The 19132-nt window shown below is 65.8% G+C and carries 14 protein-coding genes; 2 read left to right on the plus strand and 12 right to left on the minus strand.

What is annotated here, in order from left to right; genetic code table 11:
- From ACYCAX_RS25345 to ACYCAX_RS25395, 11 genes are all read right to left on the minus strand, one after another.
- The gene (locus ACYCAX_RS25345) at positions 1-192 is read right to left on the minus strand and encodes a hypothetical protein (protein ID WP_015477258.1); all 192 of its coding nucleotides are present in this window, start codon (positions 190-192) and stop codon (positions 1-3) included.
- Positions 189-1340 carry a PepSY-associated TM helix domain-containing protein gene (locus ACYCAX_RS25350; protein ID WP_294973121.1) on the minus strand — a complete coding sequence of 384 codons (1152 nt, stop codon included), beginning with the start codon at positions 1338-1340 and terminating at the stop codon, positions 189-191. The genes ACYCAX_RS25345 and ACYCAX_RS25350 overlap by 4 nt, the downstream gene beginning before the upstream one ends.
- A gap of 18 nt (positions 1341-1358) precedes the next feature.
- The gene (locus ACYCAX_RS25355) at positions 1359-3764 is read right to left on the minus strand and encodes a TonB-dependent siderophore receptor (RefSeq protein ID WP_460249118.1); all 2406 of its coding nucleotides are present in this window, start codon (positions 3762-3764) and stop codon (positions 1359-1361) included.
- A gap of 124 nt (positions 3765-3888) precedes the next feature.
- Positions 3889-4827, minus strand: coding sequence for a FecR domain-containing protein (locus ACYCAX_RS25360; RefSeq protein WP_460249119.1), 939 nt, complete (start codon positions 4825-4827; stop codon positions 3889-3891).
- Entirely contained in the window at positions 4824-5330 is a 507-nt protein-coding gene (locus ACYCAX_RS25365; protein ID WP_460249120.1) for a sigma-70 family RNA polymerase sigma factor, read from the minus strand. The genes ACYCAX_RS25360 and ACYCAX_RS25365 overlap by 4 nt, the downstream gene beginning before the upstream one ends.
- A 150-nt stretch (positions 5331-5480) precedes the next feature.
- Complete coding sequence (locus tag ACYCAX_RS25370) at positions 5481-7097, minus strand: gamma-glutamyltransferase family protein (protein WP_460249121.1); 1617 nt, start codon at positions 7095-7097, stop codon at positions 5481-5483.
- An 18-nt stretch (positions 7098-7115) separates the two neighbouring features.
- Positions 7116-8201, minus strand: a complete 1086-nt coding sequence (locus ACYCAX_RS25375) for a polyamine ABC transporter substrate-binding protein (RefSeq protein WP_460249122.1) — start codon at positions 8199-8201, stop codon at positions 7116-7118.
- A 15-nt stretch (positions 8202-8216) separates the two neighbouring features.
- The gene (locus ACYCAX_RS25380) at positions 8217-8996 is read right to left on the minus strand and encodes an amino acid ABC transporter ATP-binding protein (RefSeq protein WP_081518195.1); all 780 of its coding nucleotides are present in this window, start codon (positions 8994-8996) and stop codon (positions 8217-8219) included.
- A 1-nt stretch (position 8997) separates the two neighbouring features.
- Positions 8998-9765 (minus strand): amino acid ABC transporter permease, encoded by a 768-nt coding sequence (locus ACYCAX_RS25385; protein WP_460249123.1) that lies wholly within the window; start codon positions 9763-9765, stop codon positions 8998-9000.
- Between the two features lie 11 nt (positions 9766-9776).
- The gene (locus ACYCAX_RS25390) at positions 9777-10583 is read right to left on the minus strand and encodes an ABC transporter substrate-binding protein (protein ID WP_460249124.1); all 807 of its coding nucleotides are present in this window, start codon (positions 10581-10583) and stop codon (positions 9777-9779) included.
- Between the two features lie 125 nt (positions 10584-10708).
- On the minus strand, positions 10709-11374 hold the full coding sequence (locus ACYCAX_RS25395) for a GntR family transcriptional regulator (RefSeq protein WP_015477248.1): 666 nt from the start codon (positions 11372-11374) through the stop codon (positions 10709-10711).
- A 714-nt stretch (positions 11375-12088) separates the two neighbouring features.
- Here ACYCAX_RS25395 and mqo point away from each other — a divergent pair.
- Complete coding sequence (mqo, locus tag ACYCAX_RS25400; RefSeq protein ID WP_460249125.1) at positions 12089-13720, plus strand: malate dehydrogenase (quinone); 1632 nt, start codon at positions 12089-12091, stop codon at positions 13718-13720.
- 52 nt (positions 13721-13772) lie between these two features.
- On the opposite strand, the gene ACYCAX_RS25405 is transcribed toward mqo, so the two are convergent.
- Complete coding sequence (locus tag ACYCAX_RS25405; protein ID WP_460249126.1) at positions 13773-16511, minus strand: cation-transporting P-type ATPase; 2739 nt, start codon at positions 16509-16511, stop codon at positions 13773-13775.
- A gap of 303 nt (positions 16512-16814) precedes the next feature.
- On the opposite strand from ACYCAX_RS25405, the gene katG reads away from it, so the two are divergent.
- Complete coding sequence (katG, locus tag ACYCAX_RS25410) at positions 16815-19001, plus strand: catalase/peroxidase HPI (RefSeq protein ID WP_015477245.1); 2187 nt, start codon at positions 16815-16817, stop codon at positions 18999-19001.
- Positions 19002-19132 lie beyond the last annotated feature (131 nt).

Raw genomic sequence — 19132 nt, forward strand, 5'->3', positions numbered from 1 at the left:
TCAGCGTGGCTCCTTGGGACGACGGGGCATTCTCATCCCTACAAGGACGATCAGCAGCAGCGGAACGCCAAGGGAAACCCACGACAGCACGTCGAAAACCCCATCGCCGAGCAGCGCCGAGAGCAGCCCGAAGGTGCTCAGCACGGCCAGTGCGACGGGCCAGCGGAAGATCATCCAGAGTCCGCGCCTCATGCCTTGACCTCCGTTGTCAGGCCGCCGGAATCCAGTTCGGCGAGGCGCTTCTCGATGGGCGTGCGGCGCCGGCCGAGCCACAGGAACAGGCCGCTGGCGAGGATGACGATGCTGACGATGTCCAGCAGTGCCCAGACGATCTTCAGCGGCATGCCGCCGTAATCGCCGAAGTGCAGCGGCTGGGACAGCAACAGGGTCTTCACGTACAGCGGCATTTCGCGCATGTCGGTCAGCTCGCCGGTTTCGGCGTCCACCAGCGCGGGCTTGAGCAGGCGTTCGGTCAGTGGCGTGTTGCCGCGCATGAACACTGCATAGTGGTGCTGGCTGCTGAACTGCGTACCGGGGAAGCCGACGAAGCTGGGCTTCATGTCCGGTGCAGCCTGACGCGCGGTCTCGATGGCCTTGTGCAACGAGCCGTGCTGTTCCAGCGGCGGCAAGTCCTTGTAGGGCGCGGTCATTTCCGCCAGTTGGCCGCCTTGCCAGAGCATGAGGATCGGCAGCGCCAGGGTGTTGATGACCCCGGTGACGCCCACGACCAGCACCCAGGCGAGGGTGACGATGCCCAGCACGTTGTGCAGGTCCAGCCACTTCAGCCGCGAGCTGCGCTGCGAGCGCACGGTGGCGAAGTCCAGCTTGCGCATGAACGGCGTGTAGACCACCACGCCGGACACCAGGGAGGCCACCAGCAGCAGCCCCATGAAGCCGAGGAACAGGTAGCCGGGCAGGCCCATGAACAGGTCGGTGTGCAGCTTGAGCATGATGTACATGAAGCCACCCGGTGGCGGCAGCGGATCGAAGAACTCCCCGGTGCGCGCGTCGAACGGCTGGATGTGGCCATTCTCCGGCGGCGGCACCAGGGTCGGGGCGGTGAGGACCGCGCCCAGCGGATCGTCCTGCTCCCAGAACACGAAGCGCACCACCTCGCCGGGCCGGGCCGCCAGCGCGCGGGCCACCACGTCGTCGTAGTCGATCTTCGGCGACTGTTCGGTGAGCGGCTTGAGCTCCGGGTGCGGCTCGAAGTAGTGCTCGATCTCTTCGTGGAAGATCAGCGGCAGGCCTGTGAGGCAGAGCATCAGCAGGAATACCGTGGAGATCAGGCTGGTCCACTTGTGCACCAGGTACCAGGTGCGGAGGGCTTTGGCGGTCATCGTCAGGCTCTTTCTTCGTTAGAAGTCCACGCTCGCGGACAACTGCAGGGTGCGCCCCTCGCCCAGGTACAGGTACCCGGCGGTGGAGGTGCCCCAGTAGTCCTTGTCGAACACGTTATCCAGGTTGGCGCGCAGTACCACCGGCTTGCCGAGGGTGTCGAAGCGGTAGCGCGCGCCCAGGTCCAGGCGCCACCAGTCCGGGATGCTCAGGCTGTTCGCCTGGTCCACGTATTGCTCGTCGGTGTAGATCGTGCGGGCGGTGACGGTCAGGCCCGGCACCTGGGTGATGTCGTACTCGCCGCCGAGGTTCAGCTGCTTGCGCGGCACGCCGATGCCGTCGTTGCCGTCGTATTGGCCGTCCTGGGTCTTGGTCAGTTTCGCCTGGGTGTAGGACGCACCGCCGAGCAGGCGCACACCCTCGGTGACCTCGCCGAACAGGCTCAGTTCGAGGCCACGGTTGCGCTGTTCGCCGCCACGGGTGAAGCGGCCGTTGTCATTGACGCTGCTCGGGCGCTTGATCTCGAACGCGGCCAGGGTCGCGCCGAAGCCGTCCCACTCGCCCTTGATGCCGACTTCCTTCTGCTTGGAGACATAGGGCGTGAGCATCTCACCGGCGTTGGAAGTGCCGATGGGCGCGGTTTCGCCCGGGCTCAGGCCCTCGATGTAGTTGGCGTAGAGCGAAATGTTCTCCCACGGCTTGACCACGATGCCACCCATCGGAGTGGTCTTTTCCTCGTCGTAGCCATCGCCCACCGGGGTGCCGACGTTCATCTCGAAGTTCTGCGACTCCACGCGCTGCTTGCGCGCGCCGAGGGTCAGCTCGACGCGGCCGTCGAGGATCGACAGGGTGTCGGCCAGCGCATAGCTGGTGAGGGTCTGGGCGGTGTACTTCTGCACGTTCTTCGGGTAGCCGTCGGTGCTCGGCGTGCCTGCGTAGACCGGGTTGTAGATGTTCGACGCACGCGACGGGAAGGCGGTGTAGAGGAAGAAGATGTCCGAGTTCTGCACCACGCGGGTCGCGCCGAAGTTCAACCGGTGCTCCACCGGGCCGGTGTTGAAGGTGCTGCGCAAGCCCGCCTCGGCAGAGTGCGAGCCAACGTCGTAGACCTGCCAGGCCGGGCTGGAAACGAAGTCACCGTCATTGCCCATCAGCACCGGGTTACCCGCCAGCGCATCCATCTCGCTGCGACGGTCGCCATAGCCGGCGTAGCCGGTCAGCCAGTCGGTTAGGTCGTATTCGCCGCGCACCACCAGGGTCCGGTCGATCATTTCGGAATCGCCGTAGCCGGGGTAGTTCAGGTCGTTGTCCGGGGCGTGGGGAATCTTCGTCACGCCGGGGCCGACGGAGAACTGGCGGACCACGTTGGTGATGTCTTCGCGCTGCCAGATGTAGTCGGCGGAAAGGCGCAGGCGCTCGCCGGCGTAGTCCAGGCCGAGGGAGCCCAGGCCGTCTTCCAGTTCCTGCTTGTCCAGAGCGGTATCGCCATTGCGGTATACGCCATTGAATCGCACGCCGAATTCCTTGCCTTCGCCGAAGCGCCGGCCGACGTCGACATGGGTGCCGAACACCGAATCCGACAGGTAATCCATGGTCACGCGGGTCAGCGGCTCGTCGCCGGCGCGCTTGGTCACCAGGTTCACCGCGCCGCCGACGTTGCCGCTGGGTGGCATGCCGTTGAGCATGGTGCTCGGGCCCTTGACCACCTCCACGCGTTCGGCCATTTCCACCGGCACGCGGAAGAATGGCGCCAGGCCGTACATGCCGTTGAGCGCGACGTCGGCGCTGACCACCGGGAAGCCGCGCAGGGAGAAGTCTTCGTTGAGGTTGGTGCGCGCACTGCCGATCTGCGCCGAGGGCTCGTTGCGCAGAACATCGGCGACGCTGCGCGCCTGCTGGTCCTGGATGGTCTTCTCGGTGTAGCTGGTGATGCTGAAGGGCGCATCCATCAGGTCGGTATTGCCCAGCAAGCCGAGGCGTCCGCCGCGCGCCACCTGGCCACCGGCGTACTCGGCGGGCAGGTCTTCAGGGCCCACAGCCTGGCCGGTGATCAGCGAGGGCTGCATCTGCAATGCGTCGGGGCTGGGCGAGCGGATCAGGGTGAAGGTGCCGTCGCCACGTTGTTCCAGCTCCAGGCCGCTGCCTTGCAGCAGGCGTTCCAGAGCGCTGCGGGTCGAGTAGTCGCCACTCAGGCCAGGACTCTGCAGACCATCGGTCAGCGCCGGGTCGAAAGACAGGTGCACGCCGGTCTCGGCGGCGAACGACGCCAGGGCGCGGCCCAGCGGGCCGGGAGCAATGCTGTAGCTGCGCACTTCGCTGGCCGCCGGCGCGGCCATCACTGGCGTCGCCACGGCAACCGTCAGGGAGAAGAGGGCGGCGCGTACCGCCAGGGAAAGCGAAGAGGGGTGGGCGTGTCTGCTGGACATGGACGGGGTACCTTCGGCCCTCTGCGGGCTTCGTATCGGGAGATGTTCCCCTGTTGCCAGCCGAAGTGAGAAAAAGTCTCACTTCTTTATGAAATTATTTTGCATCAATGCCCAGCGACGGCCTTCAGGCCGCTGCCAGGGTGATCCAGAAGTCCGTTACCCGATGGATCCGCAGGGGGTAGGTGGACTGCAGCATCGACAGCGCGAGGTTGCTGTCCAGCAACGGGAAGGCACCGGATACCGCCAGTTGCGCCAGCGCCGGGTCGCAGCGCAGCACCCCGCGGCGATAACGGCTCAGCTCGCCCAGCAGCGTCTGCAGGGGCATGCGGTCGGCCATCAGCATGCCGTGGGTCCAGGCGTCCGGACTCGGTGAGGGCGGGAGCGCGCCGATACTTCTTGCCGACAGCAGTACCGAATCCCCGGCGCCCAGCCATTGGCTGGCCCCCTGTAGCGGTGCCACTTCGACACGCCCAAGGAGCACGGAAACGCTGGTCGAGACCTCGCCCTGACGCACGTTGAAGCGCGCCTCGCGGGTATTCATCCGGCCCTCGCGGGTTGTGACCAGGAAGGGCCGGCTGTCCGCGCGCGCATCGAGGAATATCTCCCCGCGCAGCAGGCGCACCAGGCGCTGCGCCGGGGTGAAGGCGATGTCCACGGCGCTGTCGGTGTTGAGCGTCAGCAGGCTGCCATCGGGTAGCGGCAACTTGCGCTGCTCGCCGATTCCGGTGTGCTGGTCGGCGCTCCAGTCCTGCCAGGGCTGCGTGCGCCAGGCGGCCAGGCCGACCGGGGCGACGGCCAACAGCACGGCCAGTTGCTTGAGGACGCGTCGGCGATCCAGCGTGCGTTCGCGACCCAGTGTCGGCATCGCCAGCGCCGGAGGCAGGCTGCCCAGGTGGCCCAGCAGACGTTCGGCACGATCCCAGGCTCGCGCGTGTTGCGGGCTCTGGCGTTGCCAGTCGACGCAGGCGCGGCGGGTTTCCTCGCTGGCATCCTGCTGCAGGCGTACCAGCCAGTCCGCCGCCTCGTCGAGGATGCGCGCGGCGATGGGCTCGGCGGCGCTCACTCCATCAGCTCCAGGCAGTGGCGGAAGGCCTGCTGCATATAGCGCTTCACCGACCCCACGGACACGCCCAGGCGCTCGGCGATGGCCTCGTACTTCAGCCCCTCGATCTGCGCCAGCAGGAAGGCCTGGCGCACGGGATCGGGCAGGCGGGCGAGGAGGGCATCCACCTCGTGCAGGGTTTCCAGCACGAGGTAACGCTGCTCCGGCGAGGGCGCCAGCTCTTCGGGCAGATTGGCGAGCGCTTCGAGGTAGGCGCGTTCCAGCGACTGGCGCTGGAACCAGTTGATCATCAGCCCCTTGGCCACCGTGGTGAGGTACGCGCGCGGCTCGCGGGCCTCCAGCACCCGGCGTGAGCCGAGCAGGCGGGTGAAGGTGTCCTGGGCCAGGTCGGCGGCCTGTTCATGGCAGCCCAGGCGCCGACGCAGCCAGCCTTGCAGCCAACCGTGATGGTGCTGATAGAGCTCACTGACGGCGGCGTGGAGCGGAGCGTCGACTGAAGGCATGGCAGAACTATTATCATTTGAGAATATTTCTCATGATAGTGGCTGCCGAGGTGTGCTCACAAGCCCCTGGGCAGGGATAACGCTCGCGGATGTGACCGGTTGTCGGTGGCCCGCCCGTGCAGGCGGGCCACCGCCGTTGCCTTCAATGGATCAGCAGACCGCGATATGCGAATCCGCGCGCGGCTCGGTGCCGCCGCAGAGCACACCGGTCTGCGGATCGCGGACGATGATCTGCCCGCGTCCGTAGTCGGTCAGGTCGCAGGCGATCTCGACCTCGTGGCCGCGCCGCGCCAGGCCGAAGGCCAGGTCGCGGTTGGCATGCTGCTCGATGCCCACCTTCATGCCGCCCAGCCATTGCCAGCGCGGGGCGTCCAGCGCGGCCTGGGGGTTGAGGCCGAAGTCCACCAGGTTCATCACCATCTGCACGTGGCCCTGGGGCTGCATGTAGCCGCCCATCACGCCGAACGGACCGACCGCCACGCCATCCTTGCTGAGGAAGCCGGGGATGATGGTGTGGAAGGTCTTCTTGCCCGGCGCCAGGGCGTTGGAGTGGGCCGGATCGAGGCTGAACTCCGAGCCACGGTTCTGCAGGCCGATGCCGCTGTCGGGCAGCACCACGCCGGAGCCGAAGCCGTGGTAGGCGCTCTGGATGAACGAGACCATGTTGCCTTCGCCGTCGGCAGTGGCGATGTACACGGTGCCGCTGGAGTGCGGGTCGCCATGTCTGGGCTCGGCGGCGTGTTCGCCGATCTCCGCGCGACGGCGCGCAGCGTAGTCATCGGAGAGCAGTGCGGCGGTGCTGACGCGCATGTGCTCCGAATCGGTGATGTAGTGCAGGCCGTCGGCGTAGGCCTTCTTCATCGCCTCGAGCTGGCGGTGCCAGGTGAGCTGGCTGTCGCGCTGGTCGAAGTCGTAGCCCTGGAGGATGTTCAGGGTCATCAGGGCGATCAGGCCCTGGCCGGCCGGCGGGATTTCCCAGACGTCATAGCCACGGTAATTGGTCTTGATCGGCTCGACCCACTTGGGCTTATAGCCGGCCAGGTCGGCGGCGCTCAGCTCGCCACCGGTGGCGGCGGAGTGGGCGGCCAGGCGCTCGGCGAGGGCGCCACGGTAGAAGCTTTCGCACTTCGTCTCGGCCAGCTCGGCGAGGGTTTTCGCCTGGGCCGGGTTGCGGAACAGCTGGCCGGCGCGCGGTGCCTCGCCGTTCAGGGTGAAGGTCTCGAACCAGGCTTCCAGGGCCGGCACGGCAGCGCGGCTTTCCTGGTATTCACGGCGGGCGATTTCCCACTGGTGGGCGACCACCGGGGACACCGGGAAGCCATCACGGGCCAGGGCGATGGCCGGTTGCAGCAGGTCGGCGAAGGGCAGCTTGCCGAAGCGCGCGGACAGTTCCGCCCAGGCTGAGGGAATGCCCGGCACGGTGACCGGCAGCCAGCCGTGTACGGGCATCTTGTCGAAGCCTGCGGCCTTGACCTTGCCGATGGAGAGGGAGGCGGGCGCGTGGCCGCTGGCGTCCAGGCCGTGCAGCTGGTCCTTGACCCAGACCAGGGCGAAGGCGTCGCCGCCGATGGCGCAGCCGGTGGGTTCCACCACGGTCAGCGCGGCGGCGGTGGCGATGGCGGCGTCGATGGCGTTGCCGCCGGCACGCAGCATGGCGATGCCGGCCTCGGCAGCCAGGGGCTGCGAGGCGGCGACCATGCCGTTGCGGGCGAACACGCTCTGGCGCTGGGAGGCGTAGGGGTACTCGTGAGCGGAAAACTTAAGCATGGCAGGGCTCTTCGAAGGTCATTGGCCAGTCTTGATTCGGGTCCATTCGCGGGTGATCACGCGCTGGATTTTCGGCGGCAGGTCGGCGGAGACGTAGAGCTTCTCGATCACCGCGTCGCTGGGGTAGATGCCGGGGTTGTCGCGAACTTTGGGGTCAAGCAGCGGCGTGGCGTCGGGATTGGGGTTGGCGTAGCCGACGTAGTCGCTGACAGGGGCGATCACTTCCGGGCGCAGCAGGTAGTTGACCAGCGCGTGGGCACCCTTGGGGTTCTTCGAATCGCGCGGGATGGCGAGCATGTCGAACCAGAGGTTGGCGCCTTCCTTGGGGATCACGTAGCGCACGTCGATCTTCTTGCCGGCTTCCCGGGCGCGGGTCTGCGCCTGCATCACGTCGCCCGAGTAGCCGACCGCCACGCAGATGTCGCCGTTGGCGAGGTCGGTGGTGTACTTGGAGGAGTTGAAGTAGGTGATCGACGGGGCGAGCTTCTGCAGCAGGGCGGAGGCCTTGGTGTAGTCGTCCGGGTTGGTGCTGTTCGGGTTCAGACCGAGGTAGTGCAGCGCCTGCGGGATGATCTTCACTGGTGCGTCGAGGAAGGCGACGCCGCAGCCGTGCAGCTTGGCCAGGTTCTCCGGCTTGAAGATCAGGTCCCAGGAATCCAGCGGGGCGCTGTCGCCCAGGGCAGCCTTGACCTTGTCGTAGTTGTAGCCGATGCCCACGGTGCCCCACATGTAGGGCACGGCGTACTGGTTGCCGGGGTCGGCGGCTTCCAGGCGCTTCATCAGGCGCGGGTCGAGGTGTTTCCAGTTGCTCAGTTGGGCGCGGTCGAGCTTCTGGTAGACGCCGGCGTTGATCTGCTTGGTGAGGAACTGGCTGGAAGGCACCACCAGGTCGTAGCCCGAGTGGCCGGAGAGCAGCTTGGCCTCGAGCATCTCGTTGGTATCGAAGACGTCGTACTGGACCTCGACGCCGGTGTCCTTCTCGAAGTTCTTCAGGGTGTCCGGGCCCATGTAGTCGGACCAGTTGTAGAAACGCACCAGCTTGTCGTCAGCCTGCACAGCGGTGGCGCAGGCGAGGAGGGTCAGAAACAGAACGCGTTTACGCATGACTTGTCCTTATCGTTAGAGAACGCGGCTTAGGAATTCCCGCGTGCGCGGGTGGTGCGGATTACCGAAGACCTGCGCCGGCGGACCTTCTTCGATGAGCTCGCCCTGGTGAAGAACGACGACGCGGTCGGCCACTTCGCGGGCGAAGCCCATCTCGTGGGTGACCACCACCATGGTCATGCCTTCGTCGGCCAACTCCTTCATCACCTGCAGCACCTCGCCCACGGTTTCCGGGTCGAGGGCGCTGGTGGGTTCGTCGAAGAGCATGGCCTGGGGCTTCATCGCCAGGGCGCGGGCAATGGCCACGCGCTGCTGCTGGCCGCCGGAGAGCTGGCCGGGGTAGTGCTCGGCCTTGTCCGACAGGCGTACCCGCGCCAGCAGGCGACGGGCCTGATCCAGCGCTTCGCCACGGGGCACGCCGAGCACCTGGGTCGGCGCTTCGATGATGTTCTCCAGCACGGTCATGTGCGGGAACAGGTTGAAGCGCTGGAACACCATGCCAATGTCACGGCGACGGCGGGCGATATTGCTTTCCGAGTCACGCACCAGCTTGCCGTCCGGGCGTTCGCGGTAGCCCATCAGCTCGCCGTTGACGCGGATGCTGCCGCCCTGGATGTCTTCCAGGTGGTTCATGCAGCGGATGAAAGTGGTCTTGCCCGAGCCCGAGGCGCCGATCAGCACCACCACTTCGCCACGGCGCACCTCCAGGGACACGCCCTTGAGGATCTCCAGCTCGCCGAAGGCCTTGTGCACGTCGCGGGCCTGGATCACCACGTCTTTCATGTCCGGGATCATCTCAACGCCCCCTCAGCAGTTTCATCGCCTGCCGGCCAAACAGGCGGTTCGGTGCGGCAGTGTGGCCGTCGGATTTGCCGAAGCGCACTTCCAGCCAGCGCTGGAAGAAGCCCCACAGGGTGGTCAGGGCGAGGAAGTAGATCGCCACGACCAGGTACAGCTCGAACACGCGGAAGGTTGCCGAAGTGACCATCTGGGTGCTCAGCAGCAGTTCCTGCACGCCGATCACGCTGACCAGCGTGGTGTTCTTCAGCATCACGTTGAACTCGTTGCCCAGCGGCGGAACGATCACCCGGAAGGCCTGCGGCAGCACGATGCGGCGCATCAGCTTGGGGAAGGTCATCCCCAGGGATTTGCCGGCCTCGTACTGGCCCTTGTCCACCGCGCCGATGCCGGCGCGGATGATCTCGGCCATGTAGGCGCCTTCGTTGAGCCCCAGGGCGATGATCGCCGCCTGGATGTTGCCCGGCAGGATGAACAGCCCCAGGTCAAGGTCCTCGAAGCGGAAGATCCCGCCGGCGGCCAGCGCGGTGTAAAGGAAGACGATCTGCACCAGCAACGGCGTGCCGCGCATCAGCCACACGTAGAAGCGCACCGGGTATTGCAGCAGCGGGTTGGACGACAGCCGCATCAGCGCCGCCAGCAGCCCGAGCACGCAGCCCAGGAGCATGGCGCTGACAGCGATCACGCAGGTCAGCCAGAGGCCGTAGAGGTAGATGTCGCTCGGCCGCAGCAGGTATTGCCAGAAAACGTCCCAACTGAAGTTCATGGCTCGTTACCTCAGTCCAGTTTGTCGCCTTCGATGTGCCACTTGGCCAGCAGCGCGGCATAGCTGCCGTCGGCCTGCATGTCTTTGATGATCTGGGTGACGGCTTCACTCAGTTGCTTGTCGTCCTTGCGGATGCCGAGGCCGGTGAGGATGCGCGCAAAGGCCGGCACGCCGATCTCGAACAGGTCCGGCGCCATGCTCTGGTAGTAGCCGGCGGTTTCCACGGTGGTGCCGTAGGCGTCGGTCTGGCGGATGCGCAGGGACTGGAAGGCGTCGGTATCGGTGTTGTAGACCACCACCTTCATCGGCGGCTTGCCGGCCTTGGCCAGCTTCTCGTTGTGGGCATCGAGCAGGGTGCGGATGGTCGAGCCGTTGAGCACCGCGACCTTCTTGCCGGAGAGATCGTCCAGCGTGCGGATGCCCTCGGGGTTGCCCTTAGCGACCACCACGGCCTGGCTGGAGTACATGTAGTTGACCATGTCGATCACTTCGCGCCGCTCGGGCTTGTCGAACAGCTGGTCCACCAGCATGTCGCACTGACCGGCGAGCAGCGCCGGGATCAGCCCGGAGAAGGGCGTGATGCGCCAGTCGATCCTCTTGTCGCCCAGACGCTTGGCGATCGCCTCGCCCAGGTCGATGGTCACCCCGGTGAGCTTCTGCGAGGCGTCATAGAACCCCATCGGCGGCGAGTCCATGCCGCCGCAGAAGGTCACCTTGTCGACGTTCTGCAAACGGTCGGGAATCTTCACCTCGGCGTGCGCCAGGGGCGCGGCCAGGCAAAGGGCGAGAAGGCACTGTGGGATCCTGCGTTCGAACATGTTGAGCTCCGGGGTGGGGTTGCCAGGGGCAGTTCAGGGACACAGAAGTACGGGTCTAGGCGCCCGTTGCTTCCTCTCTTTGGTGGATCGGGCTTGGGTGGCTTGCGCGCTCCGTGAATGGCGGCTCAGGTGGCTTGCGCCTCCAGGAATTTCGCGAGAGAGGGAATGGTCCCCTCGATGTGGTCGCAGATCACCCGCTCGGCTTCGCGGGCATCGCCCGAGCGCAGGGCGTCGAGGATCACGGTGTGTTCCTCGCGGGCGCTCATGGGCTTGTCGACGTGCTGCAGCCACAGGCGCATGTGCGGCTCGATCACCGAGTACAGCGCGGTGATCTGGCGCAGCAGGCGCGGACGCCCGGCAAGACTGCAGAGGTATTCGTGGAAAGCGCGGTGGCGGCTGACCCACTCGGCGCTGTCGTCGCGGTAATCGTCCATCTCGTCGAGCATGCGTTCCAGGCGGGCGATGTCGCGTTCGGAGAGTTTCGCCACGGCGATGCGGATGGCCAGGCCCTCCAGGGCGCTGCGCATCTCGAAGACTTCGCGCATTTCCTCGATGTTCAGGCCGCTGACAATGGCCCCGCGATTGGGCCGCAGGGTCACCAGGCCCTCGGCGTCCAGACGCTTGAAGGCGCCGCGTACGGGCATGCGGCTCATGCCGATCTCGCTGGCGATATCTTCGGCCACCAGGCGGTCGCCGGTCTTGTAGCGGCCGGTGCAGATGGCCTGGAGGAGATAGTCGTAAGCCTCGTCTTCGGCGCTCATCGGCGGGCGGGCAGCGGGTACCAGGCGCATGGGATCGCTCCTTTGGATTTATGGATCCAATTATCCATGTATGTAATAAAGCAGTTGCCGTGCCAAGGATGGCGAAACGATCGAAATTGGGCGGGGTAGAGCGGTGGGCATAGGGAAGTGGCGTAGGAATTGCGGCGGGGGAAGGGGCGAAACGGTAACGGGCAGCGCGATTCGTGCGCGCTGGCGGTGCGCTTCGGTAACGTTGTGGTGCGTGGGGCTGTGGTCGATTTGCCGGGTAGGCCGGTGCTGGGGCAGGTTCGCGAGCAAGCTCGCTCCTACGAAAAGCGCTCCGATGCCGAGCCTGTAGGAGCGAGCTTGCTCGCGAACGCTTGGGCGCTATACGGATCTATCGCGGACAGGGTCCGCTTGTACGCATGTCGGGAAGCTCGGGTTGAAACAAGAAGAAACGGCCTGCGCGTGACTCGGACCATTGATAGTTGACTGTAAAGGTTGGTGATGCAGTTCGCTTTCTATAGAATGCACAAACGTTTCAGCAGACCATGCATTCTTCCTACAACAAAAGCCTCTCTGCGCAGGACGTCCCTCATTCCATCGAGCAGGCCACAGAGCCGGCGGAGGAGGGAACTGAGCCCTGACTCATCCTCGTCATCTGTCGCCTTGCCCATCGTGCGCACCCTTGCGCGCCGGGCCCGGCCTTCACGCTGAATGACGCCGGTGGGGCAGGCCAAGCCCTAACGACGAGAAAACCTTTCGATGATCAAGAAAGTTAGCGGGGCGCTGCTGGGCCTCGCTCTGGCAGTGAATTGCGCGCCCGCCTTCGCGGAAACCAAGAAAGTCGACGTGCTGCTGATCGGCGGCGGCATCATGAGCACCACCCTGGGCGTCTGGCTCAACGAGCTGGAGCCCGGCTGGAGCATGGAGATGGTCGAGCGCCTCGACGGCGTCGCCCAGGAAAGCTCCAACGGCTGGAACAACGCCGGCACCGGCCACTCCGCCCTGGCCGAACTGAACTACACCCCCGAGGATAAAGACGGCAACGTCACCATCGCCAAGGCCGTGGAGATCAACGAGTCGTTCCAGATCTCCCGTCAGTTCTGGGCCTGGCAGGTGCAGAACGGCGTACTGAAGAACCCGCGCTCGTTCATCAATACCACCCCGCACATGAGCTTCGTCTGGGGCGATGACAACATCGCCTTCCTCAAGAAGCGCTATGAAGCCCTGCAGCAGAGCCCGCTGTTCCGTGGCATGCAGTATTCCGAGGACCCGGCGCAGATCGCCAAGTGGGTGCCGCTGATGATGCAGGGCCGCGACCCGGCGCAGAAGATCGCCGCCACCTGGACGCCCATCGGCACCGACGTGAACTTCGGCGAGATCACCCGCCACTTCGCCGCGCACCTGCAGAGCCAGCCGAACTTCAGCCTGAAGCTCTCCAGCGAAGTCGAGGACATCACCCGCAACGACGACGGCACCTGGCGCGTTGAGTACAAGAACCTCAAGGACGGCAGCGTCACCCAGACCGACGCCAGGTTCGTCTTCATCGGCGCTGGCGGCGGCGCGCTGCGCCTGCTGCAGAAATCCGGCATCGAGGAAGCCAAGGACTACGCCGGCTTCCCGGTGGGCGGCTCGTTCCTGGTCACCGAGAACCCGACCATCGCCCAGCGGCACCTGGCCAAGGCCTACGGCAAGGCGTCGGTCGGCGCGCCGCCGATGTCCGTGCCGCACCTGGACACCCGCGTGCTCGACGGCAAGCGCGTGATCCTCTTCGGACCCTTCGCCACCTTCTCCACCAAGTTCCTCAAGGAAGGTTCCTACCTCGACCTGCTGGCCAGCACCAACGTGCACAACGTCTGGCCGATGACCCGCGTGGGCATCGACGAGTACCCGCTGGTGGAATACCTCGCCGGCCAGCTGATGCTTTCCGACGACGATCGTCTCGCCGCGCTGCGCGAATACTTCCCCGAAGCCAAGGCCGAGGACTGGCGCCTGTGGCAGGCCGGCCAGCGCGTGCAGATCATCAAGCGCGACGCGGACAAGGGCGGCGTGCTGAAGCTCGGCACCGAGATCGTCGCTTCCGCCGACGGCAGCATTGCCGGCCTGCTGGGCGCCTCGCCGGGCGCTTCCACCGCCGCGCCGATCATGCTCAGCGTGCTGGAGAAGGTGTTCAAGGACAAACTCGCCACGCCGCAATGGCAGGCGAAGGTCCGCCAGATCGTCCCGAGCTACGGCACCCGGCTGAACGACAATCCGGAGAAGACCCGGCAGGAGTGGGCCTACACCAGCGACGTCCTGCAACTGGACCCGCCGCCGGCCATTGACTTGACTCCCGCCACGCCGTCCGCGACTGCCGCACCGGCCGAGAAGGCCGCCAACGACCTGGCGCTCTGAACCCTTCGGCGCCCAGTCATGCAGACGAAAACCGGGGCCTGGGCCCCGGTTTTCATGGCGATGCCCGAACCCGGCCGCGCGCGGCCTTCCAGTGCCGGACCAGGTGCTTCTCCAGCTCCACCGCAAAGAACACTGCGATGCCGATGCCCAGCGAAATCAGCCAGCCGCTGAAGGGCAGGGCGACGGTATGGAAGGCGTTCTGCATGAAGGGCACGTAGATCACGAAGCACTGCAGCAGGATCAGCGCCAGGGTCACGGTGAGCAGCGCGCCGTTGCGCAGCAGCGCCATGTTCAGCGAGAACGCTTCCTGCAGGCGGCAGTTGAACAGGTACGCCCACTGCGCGGTGACCAGGGTGTGCAGGATCATGGTGCGGATATGGTCGGTGTCCTGGCCGTTGCTGACCATCCAGGCTTCCAGCAGGAACGCCGCGGCGGTGAGCAGTCCGCCCACGTAGAGCACCCGCCAGACGGCGAAGCCGTTGAGGATCGATTCCTTCGCATTGCGTGGCGGGCGCCGCATCATCCCCGGCTCGCCCGGTTCGAAGGCCAGCGCGAAGGAGAGGGTGGTGGAGGTCGCCATGTTCATCCACAGGATCTGCAGCGGCGCCAGCGGAATCACCGCGCCAGCGAGGATCGCCATGACGATCAGCAGGCCCTGGGCCATGTTGGTCGGCAGGATGAACAGCACGGTCTTCTTCAGGTTGTCGTAGACGCGCCGGCCCTCGCGCACGGCGTTGGTGATGGTGGAGAAGTTGTCGTCGGTGAGCACCATGTCGGCGGCTTCCTTGGTCACCTCGGTGCCCTTGATACCCATCGCGATCCCTACGTCGGCCTGTTTCAGCGCCGGCGCATCGTTCACTCCGTCGCCGGTCATGCCCACCACCTGCCGATTGGCCTGCAGCGCGCGGACCAGGCGCAGCTTGTGCTCCGGGCTGGTGCGGGCGAACACCGAGTACTGCATGGCCAGGGACTTCAACTGCTCGTCGTCGGCCTGCTCCAGTTGCTGCCCGGTCATGGCCTGCAGCTCGTGGCCCATGCCGAGCATGCCGGCGATGGCCACGGCGGTGTCGGGGTGGTCGCCGGTGATCATCTTCACCTGGATGCCGGCGCGCTTGCACAGGGCGATGGCTTCGATGGCCTCGGGGCGCGGCGGGTCCATCAGGCCGGCGACGCCGAGGAAGATCATGCCGTGCTGCAGGTCTTCATGGTCGATCACGCCGTCGTCGGGCTGCACCGGCTTGTAGGCCGCCGCCAGCATCCTCAGCCCCTGGCCGGCGATGTGGTGCATCTCGCGTTCCCAGTAGTCGTGGTCCAGCGGCTGCGCACCGTCGGTGCCCAGTTGCTGCTGGCACATGCGCAGCAGCACGTCCGGCGCGCCCTTGAGGTAGATCAGGTTCTGCCCGGCGACGTCGCAGCGGCGGGCCATGTACTTGTAGGCGGAGTCGAAGGGGATCTTGCCGAACTTGCGGAACTCGATCTCCGGCAGCGCCGCCTTGCGCGCCAGCACTTTCAGCGCGCCCTCGGTGGGCCCGCCAACCACTGTCCAGCGACCCTCGTCATCGCGTTGCAGGCTGCTGTCGTTACAGATGTCCACCGCGCGAATGAAGGCTTCCAGCACACCCTGTTGCGCCGTGTCCGGCGCGTCGCCCGCGCCACCGAAGGTGATGCGCCCCTTGGGCTCGTAGCTCTGGCCCCCCACGCCGTAGAGACCGTCCGCGAGCAGCACGCTCTTCACGGTCATCTCGTTCATGGTCAGGGTGCCGGTCTTGTCCGAGCAGATCACGCTCATCGCGCCCAGCGTTTCCACCGTCGGCAGCTTGCGGATGATCGCCTTGTTGCGCGCCATGCGCTGCACGCCCAGGGACAGGATGATCGAGACGATGGCCGGCAGGCCCTCGGGCACCGAGGCCACGGCGAGGCTGATCAGCGACAGCAGCAGTTCGCCGAACGGGTAGTCGTGCCAGAAGAAGCCGACGACGAAGAGCGCGAGCATCATCCCGACGATCAACTGGAAGATGCGCTTGCCCAGTTCGCCGATCTGTCGCAGCAGCGGCGTTTCGCTTTCATCGACGTTGGCGATCATCCGGTTGATGCGGCCCAGTTCGGTGGACGGACCGGTCTCGACCACCACGCCGCGCGCGTTGCCGGCGCTGACGTTGGTACCGGAGAAACCGAGGTTGGTGCGGTCGGCCAGCAACGCATCCCGCTCCAGCGCATCGGCGTGCTTGCTCACGGTGAGGGATTCACCGGTGAGCATGGATTCCTCGACCTGCAGGTGGTGCACGTCGAACAGGCGCACGTCGGCGGGAATCTTGTCGCCGGGACGCAGGATCACGATGTCGCCGGGCACCAGCTCGCTGGCGTCCACCTCGATCTTCTGTCCGCCGCGCACCACGCGGGCGCTGCTGCTGAGCATGCCGCGCAGGGCCGCCAGGGACTTTTCCGCCTTGTTCTCCTGGAAGAAGCCGATGCTGGCATTGATCACCGCCGCCAGCAGGATTACCAGGGTATCGGTCCAGTGGCCCATCAGCGCGGTTGCCACCGCGGCCACCAGCAGGATGTAGATCAGCACGTCGTTGAAGTGCTGCATGAAGCGCAGCCAGATCGGTTCGGATGCCTTGGCCGGCAGCGCATTGGGGCCGACGCGCGACAACCGGGTGCAGGCCTCGTCGGGGGCAAGGCCGTCCGTGCCGGTCTGCAGATCGGCCAGGGTCTGCTCCACGCTCTTGCGGTGCCAGTCTCCCGCACCGGATTGGGCGACGTTGCCTCCGTCGGGTCGCATTGCGGTCATATTGGACTCCCGGCGTATGCCGAAGTAGGAAGGGTCTGATGCAACCCTAACCGCTGGTCCGACATAAAAGGCTGTCATACCTCAACGACAGCCAGGTTGTTCCTGATCCGGTCTAGAACGGGGCGAATGTCCGGGAGGAGGGGACGCTCAAGTTCGGCCCCTCGGGCGGTCATAGCCTTTTACCGCATCGACCGATCAATAACTCCAATGGCTCAGTCATAGCGCTGTCTCTCATTTGATCTATCTTCTGAGGGTTAAGTGAAGCCACAGCGCCGCTGCATGGGCGCAGATAAGGAGCCTGTGATGAGTGACGAAAAAAAAGCGAGCTGCCCGTTCAACCACACCGCTGGTGGCGGCCCGACGAACCGTGACTGGTGGCCGAATCAGCTGAGGCTGGACCTGCTCCACCAGCACTCCTCCAAGTCCAATCCGATGGAGGAATCCTTCGATTACGCCGAGGCGTTCAAGAGCCTCGACCTCAACGCGGTGAAGCAGGATCTGCGGGCCGTGATGACCAACTCGCAGGACTGGTGGCCGGCTGACTTCGGCCACTATGGCCCGCTCTTCATCCGCATGGCCTGGCACGCCGCCGGCACCTACCGCATCGGCGACGGCCGGGGCGGCGCGGGGCGCGGACAACAGCGTTTCGCCCCGCTCAACAGCTGGCCGGACAACGTCAGCCTGGACAAGGCCCGCCGGCTGCTCTGGCCGGTCAAGCAGAAATACGGCAACAAGCTCTCCTGGGCCGACCTGATCGTCCTCACCGGCAACGTCGCGCTGGAGTCAATGGGCTTCAAGACCTTTGGCTTCGCCGGCGGTCGTGAAGACGTATGGGAACCGGACATGGACGTCTACTGGGGCGACGAGAGGACCTGGCTGGGCGACGAGCGCTACACCGGCGACCGCGACCTGGAAAACCCGCTGGCCGCCGTGCAGATGGGCCTGATCTACGTGAACCCGGAGGGCCCCAACGGCAACCCCGACCCGCTGGCGGCCGCCATCGACATCCGCGAGACTTTCGCGCGCATGGCGATGAACGACGAGGAAACCGTGGCGCTGATCGTCGGCGGCCACACCTTCGGCAAGACCCACGGCGCGGGCCCCGCCGACAATGTCGGAGCCGCCCCGGAAGCCGCCGGCCTGGAAGAACAGGGCCTGGGTTGGCGCAGCAGCTACCAGACCGGGGTGGGCACCGATGCCATCACCAGCGGCCTGGAAGTGGTCTGGACCTCCACCCCGACCAAGTGGAGCAACAACTTCCTGTGGAACCTGTACGGCTACGAATGGGAGCTGACCAAGAGCCCGGCCGGCGCCCACCAGTGGCAGCCCAAGCATGGCGCCGGGGCGGGCAGCATCCCGGACCCGTTCGACCCGAACAAGCGCCGCGGCCCGACCATGCTCACCACCGACATCTCGCTGCGCACCGACCCGATCTACGAAAAGATCACCCGGCGTTTCCACGAGCATCCCGAGCAACTGGCCGAGGCCTTCGCCCGCGCCTGGTTCAAGCTGACCCACCGCGACATGGGCCCGCGCGCCCGCTACCTGGGCCCGGAAGTACCGGCTGAAGAACTGATCTGGCAGGACCCGATCCCCGCGGTCGATCATCCTCTGGTGGATGCCAACGACGTGGCGGCGCTCAAGGCCAAGGTGCTGGCTTCCGGGCTGAGCGTCTCGGAACTGGTTTCCACCGCCTGGGCCTCGGCGTCCACCTTCCGTGGTTCCGACAAGCGCGGTGGCGCCAACGGCGCGCGCATCCGCCTGGCACCGCAGAAGGACTGGCCGGTGAACCAGCCCACGCAGTTGGCCAAGGTGCTCAAGGTGCTGGAAGGCATCCAGGGCGATTTCAACGGTTCCGCCGCCGGTGGCAAGAAAATCTCCCTGGCCGACCTGATCGTGCTGGCCGGTAGCGCCGCCGTCGAGAAGGCCGCCAAGGATGCCGGCTACGGTGTCGCCGTGGACTTCGCGCCGGGGCGCATGGACGCCAGCCAGGAGCAGACCGATGTGGAGTCGGTCGGCATGCTGGAGCCGCGCGCCGATGGTTTCCGCAACTTCCTCAAGGCCAGGTACCCGGTCCTGCCGGAACACCTGCTGGTGGACAAGGCACAACTGCTGACCCTGACCGCGCCGGAAATGACCGTCCTGGTCGGGGGCCTGCGCGTGCTGGGCGCCAACGTCGACCAGTCGCCGCATGGCGTGTTCACCGGCAAGCCGGGCACCCTGAGCAATGACTTCTTCGTCAACCTGCTGGACATGGGCACGGAATGGAAACCGACATCCTCTGCCAACGAGCTGTACGAAGGACGCGATCGCAAGACCGGCGAGGTGAAATGGACCGGCACCCGCATCGACCTGGTGTTCGGCTCCAACTCGCAACTGCGGGCATTGGCGGAGGTCTATGCCTGCTCCGACTCCGGGCAGAAGTTCGTCGATGACTTCGCCAGGGCCTGGACCAAGGTGATGAATCTCGATCGGTTCGATCTGCGCTGATCGTTGGGACCAACGCCCCCTGTGCCTGCCGGCTCACGGGGCGTTTCTATCGGGGGCTGGGAAGCGGAAGCTGGCGTCACTCTGGCCCAGCATCTGAAATGATGCCTCAAATGCCTGCCGATGCCGCAAGA

This window comes from Pseudomonas sp. MT3 (assembly GCF_054720805.1).

Coding starts and splice junctions, on each gene's coding strand:
- ACYCAX_RS25345 (WP_015477258.1), bottom strand. CDS start 192: ATGAGGCGCGGACTCTGGATGATCTTCCGCTGGCCCGTCGCACTGGCC.
- ACYCAX_RS25350 (WP_294973121.1), bottom strand. CDS start 1,340: ATGACCGCCAAAGCCCTCCGCACCTGGTACCTGGTGCACAAGTGGACC.
- ACYCAX_RS25355 (WP_460249118.1), bottom strand. CDS start 3,764: ATGTCCAGCAGACACGCCCACCCCTCTTCGCTTTCCCTGGCGGTACGC.
- ACYCAX_RS25365 (WP_460249120.1), bottom strand. CDS start 5,330: ATGCCTTCAGTCGACGCTCCGCTCCACGCCGCCGTCAGTGAGCTCTAT.
- ACYCAX_RS25370 (WP_460249121.1), bottom strand. CDS start 7,097: ATGCTTAAGTTTTCCGCTCACGAGTACCCCTACGCCTCCCAGCGCCAG.
- ACYCAX_RS25375 (WP_460249122.1), bottom strand. CDS start 8,201: ATGCGTAAACGCGTTCTGTTTCTGACCCTCCTCGCCTGCGCCACCGCT.
- ACYCAX_RS25380 (WP_081518195.1), bottom strand. CDS start 8,996: ATGATCCCGGACATGAAAGACGTGGTGATCCAGGCCCGCGACGTGCAC.
- ACYCAX_RS25385 (WP_460249123.1), bottom strand. CDS start 9,765: ATGAACTTCAGTTGGGACGTTTTCTGGCAATACCTGCTGCGGCCGAGC.
- ACYCAX_RS25390 (WP_460249124.1), bottom strand. CDS start 10,583: ATGTTCGAACGCAGGATCCCACAGTGCCTTCTCGCCCTTTGCCTGGCC.
- ACYCAX_RS25395 (WP_015477248.1), bottom strand. CDS start 11,374: ATGCGCCTGGTACCCGCTGCCCGCCCGCCGATGAGCGCCGAAGACGAG.
- mqo (WP_460249125.1), top strand. CDS start 12,089: ATGATCAAGAAAGTTAGCGGGGCGCTGCTGGGCCTCGCTCTGGCAGTG.
- ACYCAX_RS25405 (WP_460249126.1), bottom strand. CDS start 16,511: ATGACCGCAATGCGACCCGACGGAGGCAACGTCGCCCAATCCGGTGCG.
- katG (WP_015477245.1), top strand. CDS start 16,815: ATGAGTGACGAAAAAAAAGCGAGCTGCCCGTTCAACCACACCGCTGGT.